Source organism: Terrabacter aerolatus, assembly GCF_007991735.1.
GTDB classification, from domain to species: Bacteria; Actinomycetota; Actinomycetes; order Actinomycetales; family Dermatophilaceae; genus Terrabacter; species Terrabacter aerolatus.
In genome coordinates, this window is sequence record NZ_BJYX01000032.1 from 1 (window position 1) to 17,423 (window position 17,423).

The following is a 17,423-nucleotide window of genomic DNA, read 5'->3' on the forward strand; positions in this document are numbered from 1 at the left end:
GGCGGACGGTCGGGACCAGGCGGCGGGAGTGCCTCAGGCGGTCAGTGCCTCAAGCGGCCAGTGCCTCAGGCGGTGGATACCACATGAGGCACGCGCAGGCGTCGTTTGCCGGGGGTGAGCACCTTCTTCATATCGCACGGGGTTCCGCCCGGCCTCACGGTGTGTTCACGGTGTCGTGGATCCTGTCGAGCGAGAAGCGGAACGGTGAGTTCGCGGCATCGGGAGCCCTCCATCGCGCGTGGGAGTCGTTCGGCACCGTCCTGTGCGCGGTGATGAACCGCTCCCACTGCGACAGCTCGATGGGGTCGGGCGGCGCAGACGGTGGCCTCGAAGTGATGGCTCCGAAGTCGCCGTCTCTGACTAGCCCGGGACTCCATCCAGCTCAGGGTGGGCTGTTCGGCATCTGGTGATCTCCCAGTCGTGCCGGTCCCGGGCCTGTAGTCCGCGGCAACAACCCCCAGGAGTGGCGCGGCGAGGCCTTGTGCATCGACGACTCCCTTGGCGGTTCCTTGCACGGATCTTGCGCAAAGCCCGTCAGTTCGACAGGCCGGATCTTGCAGACGGGAGGGCACAGTAGAGATCGAGGGGGAGGAATTCCGGCAGAACCGTGGGGGATGCGGCCGGGATGGGTCGGCCGTGGGGGGCCGGCCTGGGGGGAAGTTGCGGGGCGGGTTCTGCCGGGGGAGTCGGCAGAACCCGCCCCGTGCGTGTCCTGGGCGAATCCGCCGCTGGCGGTCGATGCAAACGCGCGCCGGTGGGCGACCCGGTGAAAGTGGTCGTGGGCTCCGGCAGTCGCGCCTCAGGCGAATCTCGAACGTTCGGGCACGGGGCGAATCACGACACAGCGTGTGGTGGGGCAGCAGGGGCTTGAACCCTGGACCGACGGATTATGAGTCCGCTGCTCTGACCGGCTGAGCTACTGCCCCGGGACCGACGGCGGCGCTGGCCGACGAGGTCGCGTGGAGTCTAGCGAGGCGTCCGCGGTGCTCCAGGGGCGAGGTGCCCCGAACCGGGACACCGCGCACCCTCTAGGCTCGCCGTGACCGAAGCCCCGATCAGGTGAGGAAGAGCGAATGAGTGACGGCATCCGGGTGGCGGCGGTCGACGACGTGGAGCCGGGCGAGGCGCTCGTGCTCGACACGGCGCTGACGGCGACGGCGGACGCGATCTCGCTCTTCCGCGACGACGACGGGACGTACTACGCCCTCGACGACACGTGTTCGCACGAGGATGCCTCGCTCGCGGAGGGCTGGATCGAGGCCGGCGAGGTCGAGTGCCCGCTGCACGCGACGCGCTTCTGCCTGGCCGACGGCAGGCCGATGTGCCTGCCCGCCACGAAGCCCGTCCGCACCCATCGGGTCGAGGTCAGGGGCGAGGAGGTCTACCTCTTTCCCGGCGTTCCGGCTCAGGTCGAAACGGGACAAATCAACTCCTGAGACTGCTGGTGCCCGTGTGCCGCATGGTGCACAATGGGCGGGTGCTCGCAGGCGAGCACGCACGGCCAGCAGTCACCGAGACGGACGACCGGATCACGAAGTAGCAGGCGTTGGGGAAGACGTCCCTGCAACTTCAGGAGGTTCGGATGGCTGTCGCGATGTCGCGCACCCAGACAGGCGGGGTTCTGTTCATCCACGGAGCCCCGGCCGCGCTGTGCCCGCACATCACGTGGGCGATCGAGGCCGTCCTCGACCAACAGGTGACCTTTGACTGGATCGCCCAGCCCGCCGCACCGCGGATGATGCGCACGGAGCTGTCGTGGTCCGGCGCCCCGGGCACCGGGGCCGAGCTCGCCAGCGCCCTGCGCGGCTGGGACGGTCTGCGCTACGAGGTGACCGAGGACCCGTCGCCGGGGTGCGACGGAGCGCGCTGGTCCTACACCCCGAGGCTCGGCATCCACCACACCATGACGTCTGCGTCGGGTGACGCCGTCGTGCAGGAGGACCGGCTCCGCGAGGCGATGCTGCGCACGCGCGGTGACGTCGAGGCCCTCCAGGACGAGATCGACCTGCTCCTCGGCCTCCCGTGGGACGAGGAGCTCGAGGTGTTCCGCTACGCCGGCGACGGCGCCGCGGTCCGGTGGATGCACAAGGTGGGGTGACCCACCACCCGGCTCGGGCGCCGCGACCTCCAGCGCAGCGTCCTCCGTGACGAGGGCCCGGGCGGTTCGTGCTCCCGGGCCCTCGTCGCGCCTCCACGCGCGCCCCACCTCCGCTCGCGATCTCCGCTCGCCATCTCCGCTCGCCATCTCCGCCGAAAAGCAGTGGGCGACCGCCGACGGCCCGTGTCATCATCGAGCGGGCGCACCACCCGGTGGCGCCCTCACCGAGACCATCCGCAACGAGGAGCCAGTCATGGCAACGGGACTCACCATGGAAGCGAAGCGCAGCCTGTGCCTCGCCGATGTGGCCTACCCGTTTCCAGGGGAGTGCCGCATCCGGCACGACCAGACCCGGCGTCCCCCGCTGCCATCTCGCTGACGCGAGAGCCTGACCGGCTCCGTCCTCCGAGCCGCCCACCGGGATGACCGGTCGGGCGGCTCTTCTCATGCCGCCCTTCTGAGGCAACCGACGGACACGGACGACCCGACGACCGGACGACGACGCGACGACATGGTGGAAGGAGGCCCGGCCATGACCCAGGTCGAGGTGTGGAACGCCGACGAGACCCTGCTGCACCGGGTCTCCGTCCGGCACGCGGTGCAGATGATCTGGCGCGGGGTCGCCACCCCCGTCGAGGTCCACGCGACCGAGCGGATCGGGCCCTACCGGGTGCCGGTCGTCGTCCGGCTCGTGCGGTACGTCGAGCAGAAGTGGCTCTACTCGCGGACGCGGGCGACTTACTCCCGCGAGGGTGTGCTGCTCCGCGACCGACACCGCTGCGCCTACTGCGGCCGGTTCACGGCCACGACGATGGACCACGTCCTGCCGCGCTCCCGCGGCGGCGCCACGGCCTGGGCCAACGCGGTCGCGGCGTGCGAGCCGTGCAACCTCCGCAAGGGTGACCGAACGCCCGACGAGGCACGGATGCCGTTGCGCTGGGAGCCGTACGTCCCCACCCGGGTGCAGCTGCACTTCGCCCGAACCACCTCGCCGCACGTCACCCACCTCACCGACTCCGGGAAGGAGCCCGCCAGATGACCAGGAACCGCACGATCGTCCACACCCAGTCCCTCGGACAGGTCGGGCTCCGCGCCGCCGCCGGGAGCCCCAAAGGCCTCGACGCGTGGATCTTCCGTGCCGCGACCGAGCACCCCTTCGAGCCGGCGGGCGTGGAGCCGAGCTGCGCCTCCCACGATCCCGAGCTCTTCTGGCCGGCCACCGAGGCCGACGCCGAGCAGGCCCGGACCGTCTGCCGGGCGTGCCCGCTCGTGGAGACCTGCCTCGCCGTGGCCCGGCTGCGGCTCGAGTGGGGCGTCTGGGGCGGGCAGCTGCTCGCCAAGGGCCGCCCGACGACCGAGCTCCCCGGCAACGTGCGCCCGTCGTCGCACGACACGGCGCGCATCGCCTGACACACCGAGGACGTATGCCGGGTGGCTGGCTCCCAGCGGACCTGCGCCACCCGGCATACGCCTGCAGCACCACTCGACGACCATGGGGCGACCGCCCGGATCACGAAAGGATGACCGCCATGACCACCTTCCCTGTCGCGCTCCCGGGCGCGCAGGCCTCCACGCTGATGTGGGCCGACCCCGACGACGTCGAGACGGCCGCGCTCGACCAGCTGCGCAACATCAGCCGGCTGCCGTGGGTCCACGGCCTGCGCGTCATGCCGGACGTCCACCTCGGCAAGGGCGCGACCGTGGGCTCCGTCATCGCCATGCGCGACGCCGTGTCGCCCGCCGCCGTCGGCGTCGACATCGGCTGCGGGATGACCGGCGTGCGGACCAACCTCACGACGGCAGACCTGCCCGACGACCTCGGTCCGCTGCGCTCGGCGATCGAGTCGGTCCTGCCCGTCGGCTGGAACTCCAACGACGGCAGCGCGCCCGTGCTGGCGCGCGACGCCGGTCTCGCCGGTCGCTTCGACACGCTCATGGGGCGGTTCGTGGAGCTGCGTGCGCCGAAGATCTCGGACCGGGTGAATCGCGCTGCGGCGCAGTGTGGGTCGCTGGGCAGTGGCAACCACTTCTGGGAGCTGTGCGAGGCCGACGACGGCCGGCTGTGGCTCATGCTGCACTCGGGCTCGCGCAACATCGGCAAGGAGCTCGCAGAGCGGCACATCGCGACGGCCAAGACGCTCGAGCACAACCTCGGCCTGCCCGACCGCGATCTCGCGGTGTTCCTCGCCGGGACAGGTGAGATGGCGGCCTACCTCCACGACCTCTACTGGGCCCAGGAGTACGCCCTGCTCAACCGCGAGGTGATGATGGCGACGACGCGCGAGGTCGTCACGCGTCACTTCCCGCACGTCGTCTTCGACGAGCCGGTGCGCTGCCACCACAACTACGTCTCGGAGGAGACCTACGACGGCGTGGACGTGGTCGTGACGCGCAAGGGCGCCATCCGGGCCGGGGTCGGCGACCTCGGCCTCATCCCGGGATCCATGGGTACGGGCTCCTACGTCGTCCGTGGCCTGGGCAAGGAGGCGTCCTTCAACTCCGCGAGCCACGGTGCCGGTCGCCGGATGTCGCGCAACGCTGCGAAGCGCCGGTTCACGGTCGAGGACCTCCGGGCCCAGACCGCAGGAATCGAGTGCCGCAAGGACGCCGGCGTCATCGACGAGATCCCTTCGGCCTACAAGGATCTCGAGTCGGTGATCGCGGCGCAGACGACGGGACCGAGCCCCCTCGTCGAGGTCGTCGCCCGGCTCAACACGCTTCTCTGCGTGAAGGGATGACGGTGCTTCGCACCGAGGAGATCCGTTGCACCGCAAGGCCCCTCGACCAACGATGGTCGAGGGGCCTCTGCGTCGGCGCCGGTGGTGGGGTGCGACTCAGATGCTGCGGACGGCCAGGGCGACGTTGTGCCCACCGAAGCCGAAGGAGTTGTTGAGGGCAGCGATGTCGCCGTCGGGGAGCTTCTGGTGCTCGCCGGTCACGACGTTGAGGTGGATCTCGGGGTCCTGGTCGTCGAGGTTGATCGTCGCGGGCACGAGGCGGTTGTAGATCGACTGGATCGTGATGACGGCCTCGAGCGCGCCCGCCGCACCGAGGAGGTGGCCGGTCATGGACTTCGTCGCCGTCACCGTCAGGTCGTCGGTGTGGTCGCCGAAGGCGCGCTTGATCGCGTTGTACTCCGCCACGTCGCCCACCGGGGTCGAGGTGGCGTGGGCGTTGATGTGGATGATGTCGGTGGGCGACAGGTCGGCCCGCTCGACGGCATACAGCATCGCCCGGGACGCGCCGGAGCCGTTGGGCTCGGGCGCCGTGATGTGGTGCGCGTCGGCCGACATGCCGACGCTCGCCAGCTCGGCGTAGATGCGGGCCCCGCGGGCGCGGGCGTGCTCCTCCGACTCGAGCACGATGACCGCAGCACCCTCGCCGAGGACGAAGCCGTCACGGCCGGTGTCATAGGGACGCGACGCCTTCTCCGGCTCGTCGTTGCGGGTCGACAGCGCCTGCATCGCGGCGAAACCGGCGATCGGCAGCGGGTGGACCGCAGCCTCGGTGCCGCCGGCCACGACGACGTCGGCGCGCCCGGTGCGGATCATGTCGATGGCGTAGCCCATGCTCTCGGCACCCGAGGCGCAGGCGCTGACCGTGGTGTGGGCGCCCGCGCGGGCCCCGAGGTCGAGCGAGACCGCGGCCGCCGGTCCGTTGGGCATGAGCATCGGGACGGCGAGCGGGTAGACCCGGCGCGGGCCCTTCTCGCGCAGGTTGTCCCACTGGTCGAGGAGCGTCCAGACGCCGCCGATGCCGGAGCCGATGGCCGCGCCGAGGCGCTCCGGGTCGACCTCGGGCTTGCCCGCGTCGGCCCAGGCCTCGCGGGCGGCGATGAGGGCGTACTGGCTCGACGGGTCGAGGCGGCGGGTCTCGACCTTGGTCAGGACGTCGCCGGGCGGGGTGTGGATCGTCGCGGCGAAGGTCACGGGGAGCTCGTACTTGGCGACCCAGTCGAACTCCATCGGGCGGGCGCCGGACCGGCCGGCGAGCAGGGCCTCCCACGTCTCCGTGGCGGTTCCGCCCAGGGGCGTGGTGGCGCCGAGACCGGTGACCACGACGCGTCGGTCGCGATTGGACGTCATGGTGACGTGCTCCTCTGAGTCGAGTGGGGTGAGGTCGTGCGAGGGGTGGAGCTGGTGTGCGGGTGGAACGGGTGGTGCGGCTCGGTCGGCGCCCGGACGGGCCGGGCGCCGACCGGGTGGGTCAGGACTGCGCGCCGGCGATGAAGGTGACGGCGTCGCGGACGGTCTTGAGGTTCTTGACCTCGCTGTCCGGGATGCGCACGCCGAACTTCTCCTCGGCGTTGACGACGATCGTCATCATCGAGAGGGAGTCGATGTCGAGGTCCTCGGTGAAGGACTTGTCCATCTCGACGGACGCGGTGTCGAGACCGGTCTCCTCGTTGACGATCTCGGCAAGACCCTCGAGGATCTCCTGCTCGGACTGAGCCATCTGTCTGCTCCTTGTTCGGTTCGGTTCGGTTGGCGGTTCGTGCTCTGGGTGGTGCTGGGGTGTTGCCGGGGTGTTGCGGGGCCGGCATCCGCTCTGGATGACGTCCCTGGCCCGAATGACCCGTCGGGACCGGCGGGAGTGTGGGACTGCCCGGGACGAGCCTGCTCAGGGCAGCACGACGACCTGCGCGGCATACACCAGGCCGGCACCGAAGCCGATCTGGAGTGCGAGGCCGCCGCTGGGGATCTCCCCCTCGGCGAGCATGCGCGTCGTCGCGATGGGGATGGAGGCGGCTGAGGTGTTGGCGGTCGTGACGATGTCGCGGGCCACGGGGATGTCGGCCGGCAGCTTGAGCTGCTTGACCATCGCGTCGATGATGCGGATGTTCGCCTGGTGGGGGATGAAGGCGTCGAGGTCGTCGGCCTTGATGCCGGCCTTGTCGATGGCCTGCTGCGCCACGGGGGCCATGCCCCAGACGGCCCAACGGAAGACCGTCTGGCCGGCCATGCCGATGGCGGGCCACACGTTCTTGTCGGCCTGCGCGGTCTGCCACGACTCGCGCACGTCGGTCCAGGCCTGCTTCTGCGTGATGGCGTCGCGCTGCGTGCCGTCCGAGCCCCACACGGTCGGGCCGATGCCCGGGGTGTCGCTCGGGCCGACGATGCAGGCGCCCGCGCCGTCGCCGAAGATGAACGCGCTGCCACGGTCGTAGGGGTCGGTGAAGTCGCTGAGCTTCTCGACGCCGACGACGAGGACGTAGTCGGCCGAGCCGCCCTTGACCATGTCGCTGGCCATCGCCACGCCGTAGCAGTAGCCGGCGCACGCGGCCGAGATGTCGAGGGCCGGTGCCGTCGACCCGAGGCGCGAGGCGAGCTCCGGCGCGGCGGCGGGGGTCTGGTACGGGTGCGTCACCGTGGCGACGAGGACGAAGCCGATCTGCTCCGGCGCGATGCCGGCGTGCTCGAGGGCCTGCCGGGAGGCCGCCTCGGCCATGTCGATGACGCTCTCGTCGGGGGCGGCGAAGTGGCGGCTGATGATGCCGGACCGCTCGCGGATCCACTCGTCGCTCGAGTCGATCTTGTCGACGATCTCGGAGTTCATGACGACGCGGGCCGGGCGGTAGGCACCGACGCCGAGGATCCGCGAGTGGCGTGCGGCGCCGGAATCGACGAGGGTGCCGGTGCCCTTGGGCGTCGGCGCGGTGGCGCTGGGGGATGTCACGTGAGGCCTTCTCGAGGGTGAGGGTTCAGGTGGGTCGAAGGGTTCGCCGACCGGCGCTGGAGCGGTCCGGCAGTGACGGGGTCGCCGCCGCTGTGGTGCCGCCTCTCCATGAGCGTGCCCCTGTCGGGGGCGGAGCGCCAGTCATGGTGCGTCACGAGGCCGTGTGGGCCCCGATGAGGGTCCGGGCGGCCTCCAGGTCGTCGGGGGTCTTGACGGCGAGGGTCTCGACGCCGGGCATCGCGCGCTTCGCGAGCCCCACGAGGGTGCCGGCGGGAGCCAGCTCGATCAGGCCGGTGACGCCGAGCGCGAGCATCGTCTCCATGCACCGGTCCCACCGCACGGGGTTGCTGACCTGGCGGACGAGCCGGTCGAGCGCGTCCGGGCCGTCGGCCACCGTGGCGCCGTCGGCGTTGGACAGCAGGCGCACGGTCGGGGCCGACGGGGTGACGCCGGCCGCAGCGGCCGCGAGGGCCTCGACCGCCGGAGCCATGTGGGTCGTGTGGAAGGCGCCGGCGACCTGGAGCGGGATGACCCGTGCCTTGGCGGGCGCGGCCTCGCGGAGTGCCGCGACCTGCTCGAGCGTGCCGGCGGCGACGACCTGTCCGGCGCCGTTGATGTTGGCGGGCGTCAGGCCGTGGGCCTCGAGGGCGGCCAGCACCTCGTCGGGGTCGCCCCCCAGCACCGCCGCCATGCCGGTGGGCGTGACCGCGCTGGCCTCGGCCATGGCGCGGCCTCGGGTGGCGACGAGCGAGATGGCCTGTTCGTCGGTGACGACGCCCGCGAGGGCTGTCGCCGTCAGCTCTCCCACCGAGTGTCCGGCGAGGACGGCGCCGGTGGCGGCGAGGTCGTCCCGGGCGGGGAAGAGGGCCGCGGCCGTGACGAGCCCGGCTGCCACGATGAGGGGCTGCGCGACCGCGGTGTCCTTGATGGTCTCCGCGTCGGACTCGGTGCCGTGCGTCACGAGGTCGAGGCCGGCTGGCCCACCGAGCGCGGTCAGCTGGTCACGCACCCCGTCGAGCTCGAGCCACGGGGTGAGGAAGCCGGGAGTCTGGGAGCCCTGTCCTGGGCACACGATCGCTAGCACGTGGTCAACCTTTCCGGGTTACCGGTGAGGACCTCGTCACCGAATGCCACGAAGTCGCGGTGGATAGTTTGGAGGTTTCCTCCAATGGCCGCTGTGTCAGCCGCCGCGTGCCGCACCCGACGCTGACGATGGGACGGGCGTCGCTCCGAGCCGGCCGAGCGCCAGGGCGATGCGCACCGTCCACGCCTCGCGCGGTGACGTGAGGTCGTAGCCGGTGACGTCCGAGATGCGCCCCAGCCGGTAGCGCACGGTGTTGGGGTGCACGAACAGGGCTCGCGCGCTGGCCTCGAGGGAGCCTCCGGTCTCGAGGTAGGCGGTCGCCGTCTGCAGCAGGGGTGCGTGGCTCGCGGCCGCGAGGGGCCGGTAGATGCGCTCGACGAGGATCCGCCGGGCGGGTGGGTCGCCGGCGAGCGCCCGCTCGGGCATGACCGAGTCCGACTCGATGACGCGCGGCGCGTCCGGCCACGCGGCCGCGGCCGAGAGACCGCTGAGGGCGGCCCGGGCCGACCTCCCGGCGGCGAAGAGGTGGGGGACCGTGGGCCCGACGACGACAGGCCCCGGACCGAAGCAGTCGGCGACCGCCTCGACGACGCGCGAGGCGTCGCGCGTCCCGCCGAGGATCGCGATGAGGCGGGAGCGCTGGACGATGGCGAGCGCTTCCACCCGGTGCTGGCGCACCGACCTGCGCAGGTCGTCGACGGCGGGGACGGCGCCGCCGGCGACGGCAGGCGTGCTGCCGACGACGAAGGTCACGTCGGCGACGTCGCCCCACCCGAGGGCGCTCGCGCGTGACTGCATGGAGTCGTCGGCCTCGCCGCGGAGCACCGCGTCGACGACGAGCGCCTCGAGCCGGGCGTCCCACGCGCCCCGGGCCTCGGCCGCGCCGGCATAGACCTCGGCCGCGGCGAAGGCGATCTCGCGCGAGAAGCGCAGGACCGACTCGCGCAGCAGCTGCTCGTCACCGGGGCCCGCGAGGCTCTCGACGCGCGACTCGACGACGTCGACGACGGTGCGCACGAGGTCGAGCGTCTGGCGCAGGCTCACCGACCGGGTCAGCTCCTGGGGCGCGTTGGCGAAGATCGAGATGGCCGACGGCTGGTGGCTCTCCTCCTGGTGGAACCAGGCGATGAACTGCGAGATGCCCGCCTGGGCGACGAGGCCGACCTGCGAGCGCTCCTCGGCCGAGAGCTCGCGGTACCACCGCAGGTGCTCCTCCATCCGCTGCGAGGCGAGCGTCGAGAGCTCGCCGGCGCTGCGCTCGACGGCGCGCGAGGTCGCCTCGCTCGGATGCTGCCGCCGGTCGGTCACGGTGCCAGCCTAGGGGCGGGCCGCCACCAACTTTGTATGCCGTTCACAAACCGTGCGTCGGCGCGCTCGCGCGAGCGCGCGGCCACGAGGGGTCAGCGGGCCGAGAGCACCGCGGTGTGGCCGGCATACGTCCTCGGTCCCTCGAAGGGTGGCAGCGCCCGGGCGAGCGCCGGCGCGAAGGTCGCGAGGTAGGCGCACGCAGCGGCGTGGTGGGGGAACGTGGCGCGGGTCTCGACGTCTCGCTGGACGACCCGCCCGAAGTGTCGCCCGAGCACCTCCGCGGCGTCCTCCGACGTGAACTGGGTGACGAGCGGGCTCCCGCCGGCGTCACGCAGCAGGTCGGCGAGGTGCTCACGGCCGTTGGTCGCGACGTGCAGGGTGCCTCCGTCACGCAGCACCCTGCGGACCTCGCCGAGGGCGGTGTCGAGGTCGGGCACGTGGTAGAGCATCCAGGCGGCGACGGCGCCGTCGAAGGAGCCGTCGGCGAACGGGAGGCGGTCGGCGGGAGCCACCGTCGCGGTGACGCCCAGAGCGCGCGTGGCAGCGACCATCGCGGGGGAGAGGTCGGTCGCGACGTAGTGCAGCCCCGGAACCTCGTCGAGCACCGATCGGGCGAACTGTCCGGTGCCGCAGCCGATCTCCACGACGTGGCTCGGCTGGGACGAGACCACGAGGGTCCGGAGGACGTCGACCGGCGAGACCCACTCGGGGCCGGGACCCCAGACGCTCCGCCGCGTGCTGAGGTTGTCGGTGGTGGCGTACTGGCCCGCCACGCGCCCGGCATCGGTCATCGAGGTCGTCGTGTCCATGGTGGGCACCCTAACGGCGGCGACCGGGGAAGCTTGGCGGTCGCCGCCGTCGGTGTCAGCAGCAGGTTCCGGTCAGCTGGAGACGGCCGAGGCGAGGTTGCCGAGGCTGTCCTCGAGCTGGCCCTTGTCGACGAGGGGGAAGCTGACCTTGGACAGGGTCTCCTTGTCGGTGACGTGGCTCCAGTCGTAGGTCAACGTCACGAGGGTCGCGTTCGGGCCCTCCGGCGTCAGCTCCCACATCCACTCCCAGCCGGGAGGCGGGGTGTCGGCGGGCGCGGTCTTCCATGCGAGCAGGGCGTTGTGCGAGTAGCCCGACACGGTGTTGTCGGTCTGGTACTCGCCACCCATGTGGTCGCCGGCCATGTTCATCCGGAACACGTCGCCGACCTTCTGGATGCGCTCGGCCTTCTCGTCGGAGCGGACGAAGCCGGATCCGTCGAGCTGGGGGTGACGCTTCGGGTTGCTGAGCACGTCGAAGATCTCGGCTGCCGGGGCGTCGATGGTGCGCTGGACGGTGATTCTGCCGTTGTCGCTCATACAGGGCCCCTACCCGATCGGAGGTCCGCCGGGACCGACCCCGCAGCCGACCCCGACCCCGGGACGCCGTGATCCCGGCGGCCACGCGGCCACCGGGATCACCTCGAACGACGGGATGGGGAGGGTCAGTCGGTGCCGAACTCCATGGCCGCGCGGTCGAGCGCGTCGTCCTCGTTGTCGACGCCGAGCGCGGCCGGGTTGGCCGAGATCGCGGCGGCGCCACCGGGGGTCAGCTCGCCGACGAGCTCGCGAGCGTCGGCACCCAGCAGGCCCTGGGCGGCATACAGCTCGAGCTTGGCGCGCGAGTCGGCGATGTCGAGGTTGCGCATCGTCAGCTGGCCGATGCGGTCGACGGGACCGAATGCCGCGTCCTCGGTGCGCTCCATCGACAGCTTCTCGGGGTGGTAGCTGAAGGCCGGCCCAGCGGTGCCCACGATCGACCAGTCGTCACCGCGGCGCAGGCGGATCGTCACCTCGCCCGTGACGGCGGAGGCGATCCATCGCTGGATCGACTCACGGACCATGAGCGCCTGCGGGTCGAGCCAGCGGCCTTCGTAGAGAAGGCGGCCCAGCTTGCGGCCCTCGGCGTGGTAGTTGGCGATCGTGTCCTCGTTGTGGATCGCCGCGACGAGCCGCTCGTAGGTGATGTGGAGCAGCGCCATGGCCGGGGCCTCGTAGATGCCGCGCGACTTCGCCTCGATGATGCGGTTCTCGATCTGGTCGCTCATGCCGAGGCCGTGACGGCCGCCGATGCGGTTGGCCGCGTCGACGAGGGCGACAGCATCGGCATACTCCGTGCCGTTGATGGCGACGGGACGCCCGCGCTCCCAGCGGACGGTGACGTCCTCGGTCTCGATGGCGACGGACGGGTCCCAGAACTTGACGCCCATGATGGGCTCGACGACCTCGATCGACTCGTCGAGGAACTCAAGGGTCTTCGCCTCGTGCGTGGCGCCCCAGATGTTGGCGTCGGTGGAGTACGCCTTCTCGGCGGATGCGCGGTAGGGCAGCTCGCGAGCGGTCAGCCACTCGGACATCTCGTGCCGGCCGCCCAGCTCGGTGACGAAGTCGGCGTCGAGCCACGGCTTGTAGATGCGCAGGTTGGGGTTGGCCATGAGGCCGTAGCGGTAGAACCGCTCGATGTCGTTGCCCTTGAAGGTCGAGCCGTCGCCCCAGATCGAGACGCCGTCGTCCTGCATGGCGCGCACGAGCAGGGTTCCGGTCACGACACGACCCAGGGGGGTGGTGTTGAAGTACGTCTTGCCGCCGCTGCGGATGTGGAAGGCACCGCACGCGATGGCCGACAGGCCCTCCTCGACGAGGGCGGCCTTGCAGTCGACGAGACGGCTGATCTCGGCGCCGTACTGGCCGGCCCGGCCGGGGACGGAGTCGATGTCGGGCTCGTCGTACTGCCCGAGGTCGGCCGTGTAGGTGCAGGGCACGGCGCCCTTCTCGCGCATCCACGCGACAGCAACCGAGGTGTCGAGACCGCCGGAGAAGGCGATGCCGACACGTTCACCGACGGGGAGCGAGGTCAGGACCTTGGACATGGATGTAAGTATATGCATAGTCGCGCATACCTATCCAATCGCCTCGGGGGCGTATGCCGTGCGCTTCCCGTCTGCCCACGCGGACGCAGGCGCGTGGCGTGCTCGCAAGCGCACGGCATACGGGCGTCCACAGCCCCGGGGCAGGCGTGGGCACCGTCCACAGCGGCTGCGCGCGGCTGCCGCGCCGTTCGGCGCGAGTGCCACGGTGGTCGCCATGGACCTGCGCCAGATCGCCCGGGGCGGCGTCTTCTCGACCGCCGACGCCACCCGAGTGGGTCTCGACTCCAACACGCTCCGCCGCCTCGTCCGGGAGGGGCGGTGCCTGCGGCTCGCCCGGGGCTGGTTCGCCGTCCACGACGGACACGCCATCTCGGCGGAGCGCCTGCACGTCCTCAGGGCAGGAGCGCTGGGACGGCAGTACGCCGCACGGGCGGCCGTCAGCCACCACTCGCGTCTCCTGCTCACCGGCCTGCCCACCTATGCCGCCGACCTCGCGACCGTGCACCTGACCTCCGTCGTGGACCCTTTTCGTGCCGACGTCGACAGCGGCGCCGTGAGTCGGCGCAACGCGACGGTCCGGCGTCCGGGTGTGGTGGTTCACGAGCCGCTCGCAGGTCTGCGCCTCGGGCCATCGTCAGACGGGCCGGTCAGCTGGCGGATGCGTGTGGTGCCGGTCGCAGTGGCGTTGCTGCAGGCCGGCCTGCTCGGGGGCCCCGAGGCGTTCCTCGTGCCCGCTGACGCTGCCGTGCGCTCGGGGGCGACGACGCGAGAGGAGCTCGCGGAGGTGTCGACACTCTTCCGCGGTCACACGGGCATCGGCCCGGTTCGGGCGGCCCTGTCGTGGGTCGACGGCAGGCACGAGTCCCCGGGTGAGACGCGCACCGCCCACCTGGTGCGCTCACTCGGCTTCGAGCTCGAGCCGCAGGTCGAACTGGTCGTCGAGGGTCGCCGCTACCGGCCCGACTTCCGCCTCCGGGGGACGAAAGTGCTCGTCGAGTTCGACGGAGCGGTCAAGTACGACGACCGGCGAGCCCTGTTCGAGGAGAAGCAGCGAGAGGACGCGCTGCGCAGGGCCGGCTGGGTGGTCGTGCGCATCGTCTGGGCCGACCTGAGCCGGCCCCAGGTCGTCCTGGCGCGGTTGCAGGCGGCCTTCGCAACCGCCGCCTGACCGCACGCCGTGCGCTTGGCGCCACACACCCTCGACGCAACAGGGTGCGGTGACGCCAAGCGCACGTCGTCCACCAGCGCCCGGGGGTACGCGGGTGGCCCGGTCCCTGGGCAGGGACCGGGCCACCTGGCATACGTCAGCGGGTGAGCGTCAGCTCTCGCCGCCCGCGTTGCCGGACGTGCCGGCGGTGACGTCGTCGAGCTGGTACTTCTCGGCGGCGCGGCGCGGGACGTCGGCGTCGACCTTGCCGTCCTTGGCGAGCAGCTGGAGCGTCCGCACCGCGACCGACGGGCCGTCGATGTGGAAGAACCGGCGTGCCGCCGGGCGGGTGTCGGAGAAGCCGAAGCCGTCGGCCCCGAGCGAGGCGTAGCGGCCGGGCACCCACTCCCGGATCTGGTCCTGGACCGCCCGCATGTAGTCGGAGACGGCGACGACCGGGCCCTCGGTGCCCTCGAGGCACTGGGTGACCCAGGGGACGCGCTTCTCGGCGTCGGGGGAGAGGAACTCCTGCTCGTCGGCGGCGAGGCCGTCGCGACGCAGCTCGTTCCACGAGGTCACCGACCACACGTCGGCGGCCACGCCCCAGTCGTCGGCGAGCAGCTGCTGCGCCTCGAGCGCCCACGGCACACCCACGCCGGAGCCGAGGATCTGCGCGCGCGGAGCCTCGTGCGTCCAGCCCTCGGTGTTCGCCGTCGAGATCCGGTGCATGCCGCGCAGGATGCCCTCGACGTCGACGTCGTCGGGCTCCTTGGGCTGCTGGATCGGCTCGTTGTAGACGGTGAGGTAGTAGATGACGTTCGACTCCTCGGGCGTCTTGCCCTCGCCGTACATCCGCGTGAGGCCGTCCTGCATGATGTGCGCGATCTCGTAGGCGTACGCCGGGTCGTAGTGCACGACCGCGGGGTTCGTCGCGGCGAGCAGGGGGCTGTGGCCGTCGGCGTGCTGCAGGCCCTCACCGGTCAGCGTGGTGCGACCGGCCGTGGCGCCGATGAGGAAGCCGCGCGTCATCTGGTCGGCGGCCGCCCAGATCGAGTCGCCCGTGCGCTGGAAGCCGAACATGGAGTAGAAGACGTAGATCGGGACCATCGGCTTGCCGTGCGTCGCGTAGGACGTGCCGGCGGCCGTGAACGCCGCGAGCGAGCCGGCCTCGTTGATGCCGAGGTGCAGGATCTGGCCGCTGACGTTCTCGCGGTAGGCGAGCATGAGCTCGGCGTCGACCGGGGTGTAGTTCTGCCCGTTGGGGTTGTAGATCTTGATCGTCGGGAAGAACGCGTCCATGCCGAACGTGCGTGCCTCGTCGGGGATGATCGGCACGATGCGCGGGCCGAACTCCTTGTCGCGCAGCAGGTCCTTGAGCAGGCGGACGAACGCCATCGTCGTGGCGACCTCCTGCTTGCCCGAGCCCTTCTTGACCTGGGCGTAGGCCTCGTCGCCGGGCAGCTTGACCGGCTCGAAGTCGACGCGGCGGCTCGGGAGGGTGCCACCGAGCTTGCTCCGCCGGTCGACGGAGTACTTGATGACCTCGCTGTCGGCGCCCGGGTGGTAGTACGGCGGCTGGTAGGGGTTGGCCTCGAGCTGCTCGTCGGTGATCGGGATGCGCAGGCTGTCGCGGAAGGCCTTGAGGTCGTCCAGCGTCATCTTCTTCATCTGGTGCGTGGCGTTGCGGCCGGCGAAGTGCGAGCCGAGGCCGTAGCCCTTGATCGTCTTGGCGAGGATGACGGTCGGCTGGCCGGTGTGCTCTCGCGCCGCCTTGTAGGCCGCGTAGACCTTGCGGTAGTCGTGGCCGCCGCGCTTGAGGTCCCACCAGACCTGGTCGTCGCTCCAGCCCTCGACCATCTTGGCGGTGCGCGGGTCGCGACCGAAGAAGTGGTCGCGGACGTACTTGCCGTCGTTGGCGCGGAAGGTCTGGTAGTCGCCGTCGCTCGTCTGGTTCATGATGTGCACGAGTGCGCCGTCGCGGTCGGCGGCGAGCAGCGGGTCCCACCCGCGGCCCCACACGACCTTGATGACGTTCCAGCCGGCGCCGCGGAAGAACGCCTCGAGCTCCTGGATGATCTTGCCGTTGCCGCGCACCGGGCCGTCGAGCCGCTGCAGGTTGCAGTTGATGACGAAGTTGAGGTTGTCGAGCTCCTCGTTGGCGGCGAGCTGCAGCAGGCCGCGCGACTCGGGCTCGTCCATCTCGCCGTCGCCGAGGAAGGCCCAGACGTCCTGCTGGCTGGTGTCCTTGATGCCCCGGTTGTGGAGGTACTTGTTGAACTGCGCCTGGTAGATCGCGTTCATCGGGCCGATGCCCATCGACACCGTCGGGAACTCCCAGTAGTCGGGCAGCAGCCGCGGGTGCGGGTAGGACGGGACGGCCTCGACCTTGCCGTCGACGAGGTGGCTCTTCTCCTGGCGGAAGCCGTCGAGCTGCGCCTCGGTCAGGTGCCCCTCGAGGAAGCTGCGGGCGTACATGCCGGGGGAGGCGTGGCCCTGGAAGTAGACCTGGTCGCCGCCGCCGGGGTGGTCCTTACCGCGGAAGAAGTGGTTCATGCCCACCTCGTACAGCGTCGCGGCGGACGCGTAGGTCGAGATGTGGCCGCCGACGCCGATGCCGGGTCGCTGTGCGCGGTGCACCATGATCGCGGCGTTCCAGCGGATGTAGCGGCGCATCTCGCGCTCGACGTCCTCGTCGCCCGGGAACCACGGCTCGCGCTCCGGCGGGATGGTGTTGATGTAGTCGGTCGCCGTCAGGGACGGGACACCGACCTGCTGCTGGCGCGCGCGCTCGATGAGCTTGAGCATGATGTAGCGCGCCCGCGTCCGGCCCTTCTCGTCGAGGACGGCGTCGAGCGAGTCGATCCACTCCTGCGTCTCGTCCGGGTCGATGTCCGGGAGCTGACTGGGGATGCCGTTGAGGATCGGTCCGGCCTCGGATGCCACGTCGTGGGTCCTTTCTCGTCGCGAGGCGGCGCCCGCGGCCGGTCGGCCACGGCGCTGCACCCACCCATCCTCTACCAAACCGTGGTGGCCGTCACACTCGGGTCCAGCGCCGGGGCGGGCGCTTCGACGCCACCGCCGTCCCACCCGGTGGTATGCCGTGTGCTCCCTCGGGCGCGGCGCGGGCGTTGTGCGCCCATCGGGTCGGGCTTGCGCGATAGCGTCGGAGCCAGTGCACTGATCTCGTGGCACCCACGCCACGACACGACGCGCG

General features: G+C 71.2%; 15 protein-coding genes and 1 tRNA gene. 6 read left to right on the forward strand and 10 right to left on the reverse strand.

Annotated elements, in window-relative coordinates; all coding sequences use genetic code 11:
- Nucleotides 1–849: 849 nt before the first annotated feature.
- Nucleotides 850–926: transfer RNA gene (locus TAE01_RS18800), tRNA-Ile, on the reverse strand.
- Nucleotides 927–1,073: 147 nt separating this feature from the next.
- Between TAE01_RS18800 and TAE01_RS18805 the strand changes: the two genes are divergently transcribed.
- The 5 genes from TAE01_RS18805 (at nt 1,074) to TAE01_RS18825 (ending at nt 4,836) form a co-directional block, all read left to right on the forward strand.
- Entirely contained in the window at nt 1,074–1,436 is a 363-nt protein-coding gene (locus tag TAE01_RS18805) for a bifunctional 3-phenylpropionate/cinnamic acid dioxygenase ferredoxin subunit (RefSeq protein ID WP_147068348.1), read from the forward strand.
- A gap of 146 nt (nt 1,437–1,582) precedes the next feature.
- Entirely contained in the window at nt 1,583–2,098 is a 516-nt protein-coding gene (locus TAE01_RS18810) for a DUF3145 domain-containing protein (RefSeq protein ID WP_147068349.1), read from the forward strand.
- 532 nt (nt 2,099–2,630) lie between these two features.
- Nucleotides 2,631–3,137, forward strand: coding sequence for an HNH endonuclease (locus tag TAE01_RS18815; RefSeq protein WP_147068350.1), 507 nt, complete (start codon nt 2,631–2,633; stop codon nt 3,135–3,137).
- The gene (locus TAE01_RS18820; RefSeq protein WP_147068351.1) at nt 3,134–3,508 is read left to right on the forward strand and encodes a WhiB family transcriptional regulator; all 375 of its coding nucleotides are present in this window, start codon (nt 3,134–3,136) and stop codon (nt 3,506–3,508) included. Before TAE01_RS18815 ends, TAE01_RS18820 begins: the two co-directional genes overlap by 4 nt.
- Nucleotides 3,509–3,627: 119 nt before the next feature.
- On the forward strand, nt 3,628–4,836 hold the full coding sequence (locus tag TAE01_RS18825; RefSeq protein WP_147068352.1) for an RtcB family protein: 1,209 nt from the start codon (nt 3,628–3,630) through the stop codon (nt 4,834–4,836).
- A gap of 96 nt (nt 4,837–4,932) precedes the next feature.
- On the opposite strand, the gene fabF is transcribed toward TAE01_RS18825, so the two are convergent.
- From fabF to argG, 8 genes are all read right to left on the reverse strand, one after another.
- A complete protein-coding gene (gene fabF, locus TAE01_RS18830; protein WP_147068353.1) occupies nt 4,933–6,183 on the reverse strand; it encodes a beta-ketoacyl-ACP synthase II in 1,251 nt (416 codons plus the stop codon).
- A gap of 121 nt (nt 6,184–6,304) precedes the next feature.
- Nucleotides 6,305–6,553: an acyl carrier protein gene (locus tag TAE01_RS18835; RefSeq protein WP_020145270.1), complete on the reverse strand. Its 249-nt coding sequence runs from the start codon at nt 6,551–6,553 to the stop codon at nt 6,305–6,307.
- A 165-nt stretch (nt 6,554–6,718) separates the two neighbouring features.
- A complete protein-coding gene (locus tag TAE01_RS18840) occupies nt 6,719–7,774 on the reverse strand; it encodes a beta-ketoacyl-ACP synthase III (RefSeq protein ID WP_186815295.1) in 1,056 nt (351 codons plus the stop codon).
- Between the two features lie 151 nt (nt 7,775–7,925).
- Nucleotides 7,926–8,858 carry an ACP S-malonyltransferase gene (locus TAE01_RS18845; protein WP_147068354.1) on the reverse strand — a complete coding sequence of 311 codons (933 nt, stop codon included), beginning with the start codon at nt 8,856–8,858 and terminating at the stop codon, nt 7,926–7,928.
- A 96-nt stretch (nt 8,859–8,954) separates the two neighbouring features.
- Complete coding sequence (locus TAE01_RS18850; protein ID WP_147068355.1) at nt 8,955–10,166, reverse strand: PucR family transcriptional regulator; 1,212 nt, start codon at nt 10,164–10,166, stop codon at nt 8,955–8,957.
- 92 nt (nt 10,167–10,258) lie between these two features.
- The gene (locus TAE01_RS18855) at nt 10,259–10,975 is read right to left on the reverse strand and encodes a class I SAM-dependent methyltransferase (RefSeq protein ID WP_147068356.1); all 717 of its coding nucleotides are present in this window, start codon (nt 10,973–10,975) and stop codon (nt 10,259–10,261) included.
- Nucleotides 10,976–11,047: 72 nt separating this feature from the next.
- Nucleotides 11,048–11,512: an SRPBCC family protein gene (locus TAE01_RS18860; protein WP_147068357.1), complete on the reverse strand. Its 465-nt coding sequence runs from the start codon at nt 11,510–11,512 to the stop codon at nt 11,048–11,050.
- 125 nt (nt 11,513–11,637) lie between these two features.
- Nucleotides 11,638–13,062: an argininosuccinate synthase gene (gene argG, locus TAE01_RS18865; protein ID WP_147068358.1), complete on the reverse strand. Its 1,425-nt coding sequence runs from the start codon at nt 13,060–13,062 to the stop codon at nt 11,638–11,640.
- A 214-nt stretch (nt 13,063–13,276) separates the two neighbouring features.
- Here argG and TAE01_RS18870 point away from each other — a divergent pair, with 214 nt between their 5' ends.
- Nucleotides 13,277–14,230, forward strand: coding sequence for a type IV toxin-antitoxin system AbiEi family antitoxin domain-containing protein (locus TAE01_RS18870; protein ID WP_186815296.1), 954 nt, complete (start codon nt 13,277–13,279; stop codon nt 14,228–14,230).
- 150 nt (nt 14,231–14,380) lie between these two features.
- Here TAE01_RS18870 and aceE read toward each other — a convergent pair whose 3' ends face one another.
- Nucleotides 14,381–17,152, reverse strand: a complete 2,772-nt coding sequence (aceE, locus tag TAE01_RS18875) for a pyruvate dehydrogenase (acetyl-transferring), homodimeric type (RefSeq protein ID WP_147068360.1) — start codon at nt 17,150–17,152, stop codon at nt 14,381–14,383.
- Nucleotides 17,153–17,423 lie beyond the last annotated feature (271 nt).

Excerpts from the sequence above, each read along its gene's own strand:
- TAE01_RS18805 (WP_147068348.1), top strand. The coding sequence starts at position 1,074 with ATGAGTGACGGCATCCGGGTGGCGGCGGTCGACGACGTGGAGCCGGGC.
- TAE01_RS18810 (WP_147068349.1), top strand. The coding sequence starts at position 1,583 with ATGGCTGTCGCGATGTCGCGCACCCAGACAGGCGGGGTTCTGTTCATC.
- TAE01_RS18815 (WP_147068350.1), top strand. The coding sequence starts at position 2,631 with ATGACCCAGGTCGAGGTGTGGAACGCCGACGAGACCCTGCTGCACCGG.
- TAE01_RS18820 (WP_147068351.1), top strand. The coding sequence starts at position 3,134 with ATGACCAGGAACCGCACGATCGTCCACACCCAGTCCCTCGGACAGGTC.
- TAE01_RS18825 (WP_147068352.1), top strand. The coding sequence starts at position 3,628 with ATGACCACCTTCCCTGTCGCGCTCCCGGGCGCGCAGGCCTCCACGCTG.
- fabF (WP_147068353.1), bottom strand. The coding sequence starts at position 6,183 with ATGACGTCCAATCGCGACCGACGCGTCGTGGTCACCGGTCTCGGCGCC.
- TAE01_RS18835 (WP_020145270.1), bottom strand. The coding sequence starts at position 6,553 with ATGGCTCAGTCCGAGCAGGAGATCCTCGAGGGTCTTGCCGAGATCGTC.
- TAE01_RS18855 (WP_147068356.1), bottom strand. The coding sequence starts at position 10,975 with ATGGACACGACGACCTCGATGACCGATGCCGGGCGCGTGGCGGGCCAG.
- TAE01_RS18860 (WP_147068357.1), bottom strand. The coding sequence starts at position 11,512 with ATGAGCGACAACGGCAGAATCACCGTCCAGCGCACCATCGACGCCCCG.
- argG (WP_147068358.1), bottom strand. The coding sequence starts at position 13,062 with ATGTCCAAGGTCCTGACCTCGCTCCCCGTCGGTGAACGTGTCGGCATC.
- TAE01_RS18870 (WP_186815296.1), top strand. The coding sequence starts at position 13,277 with ATGGACCTGCGCCAGATCGCCCGGGGCGGCGTCTTCTCGACCGCCGAC.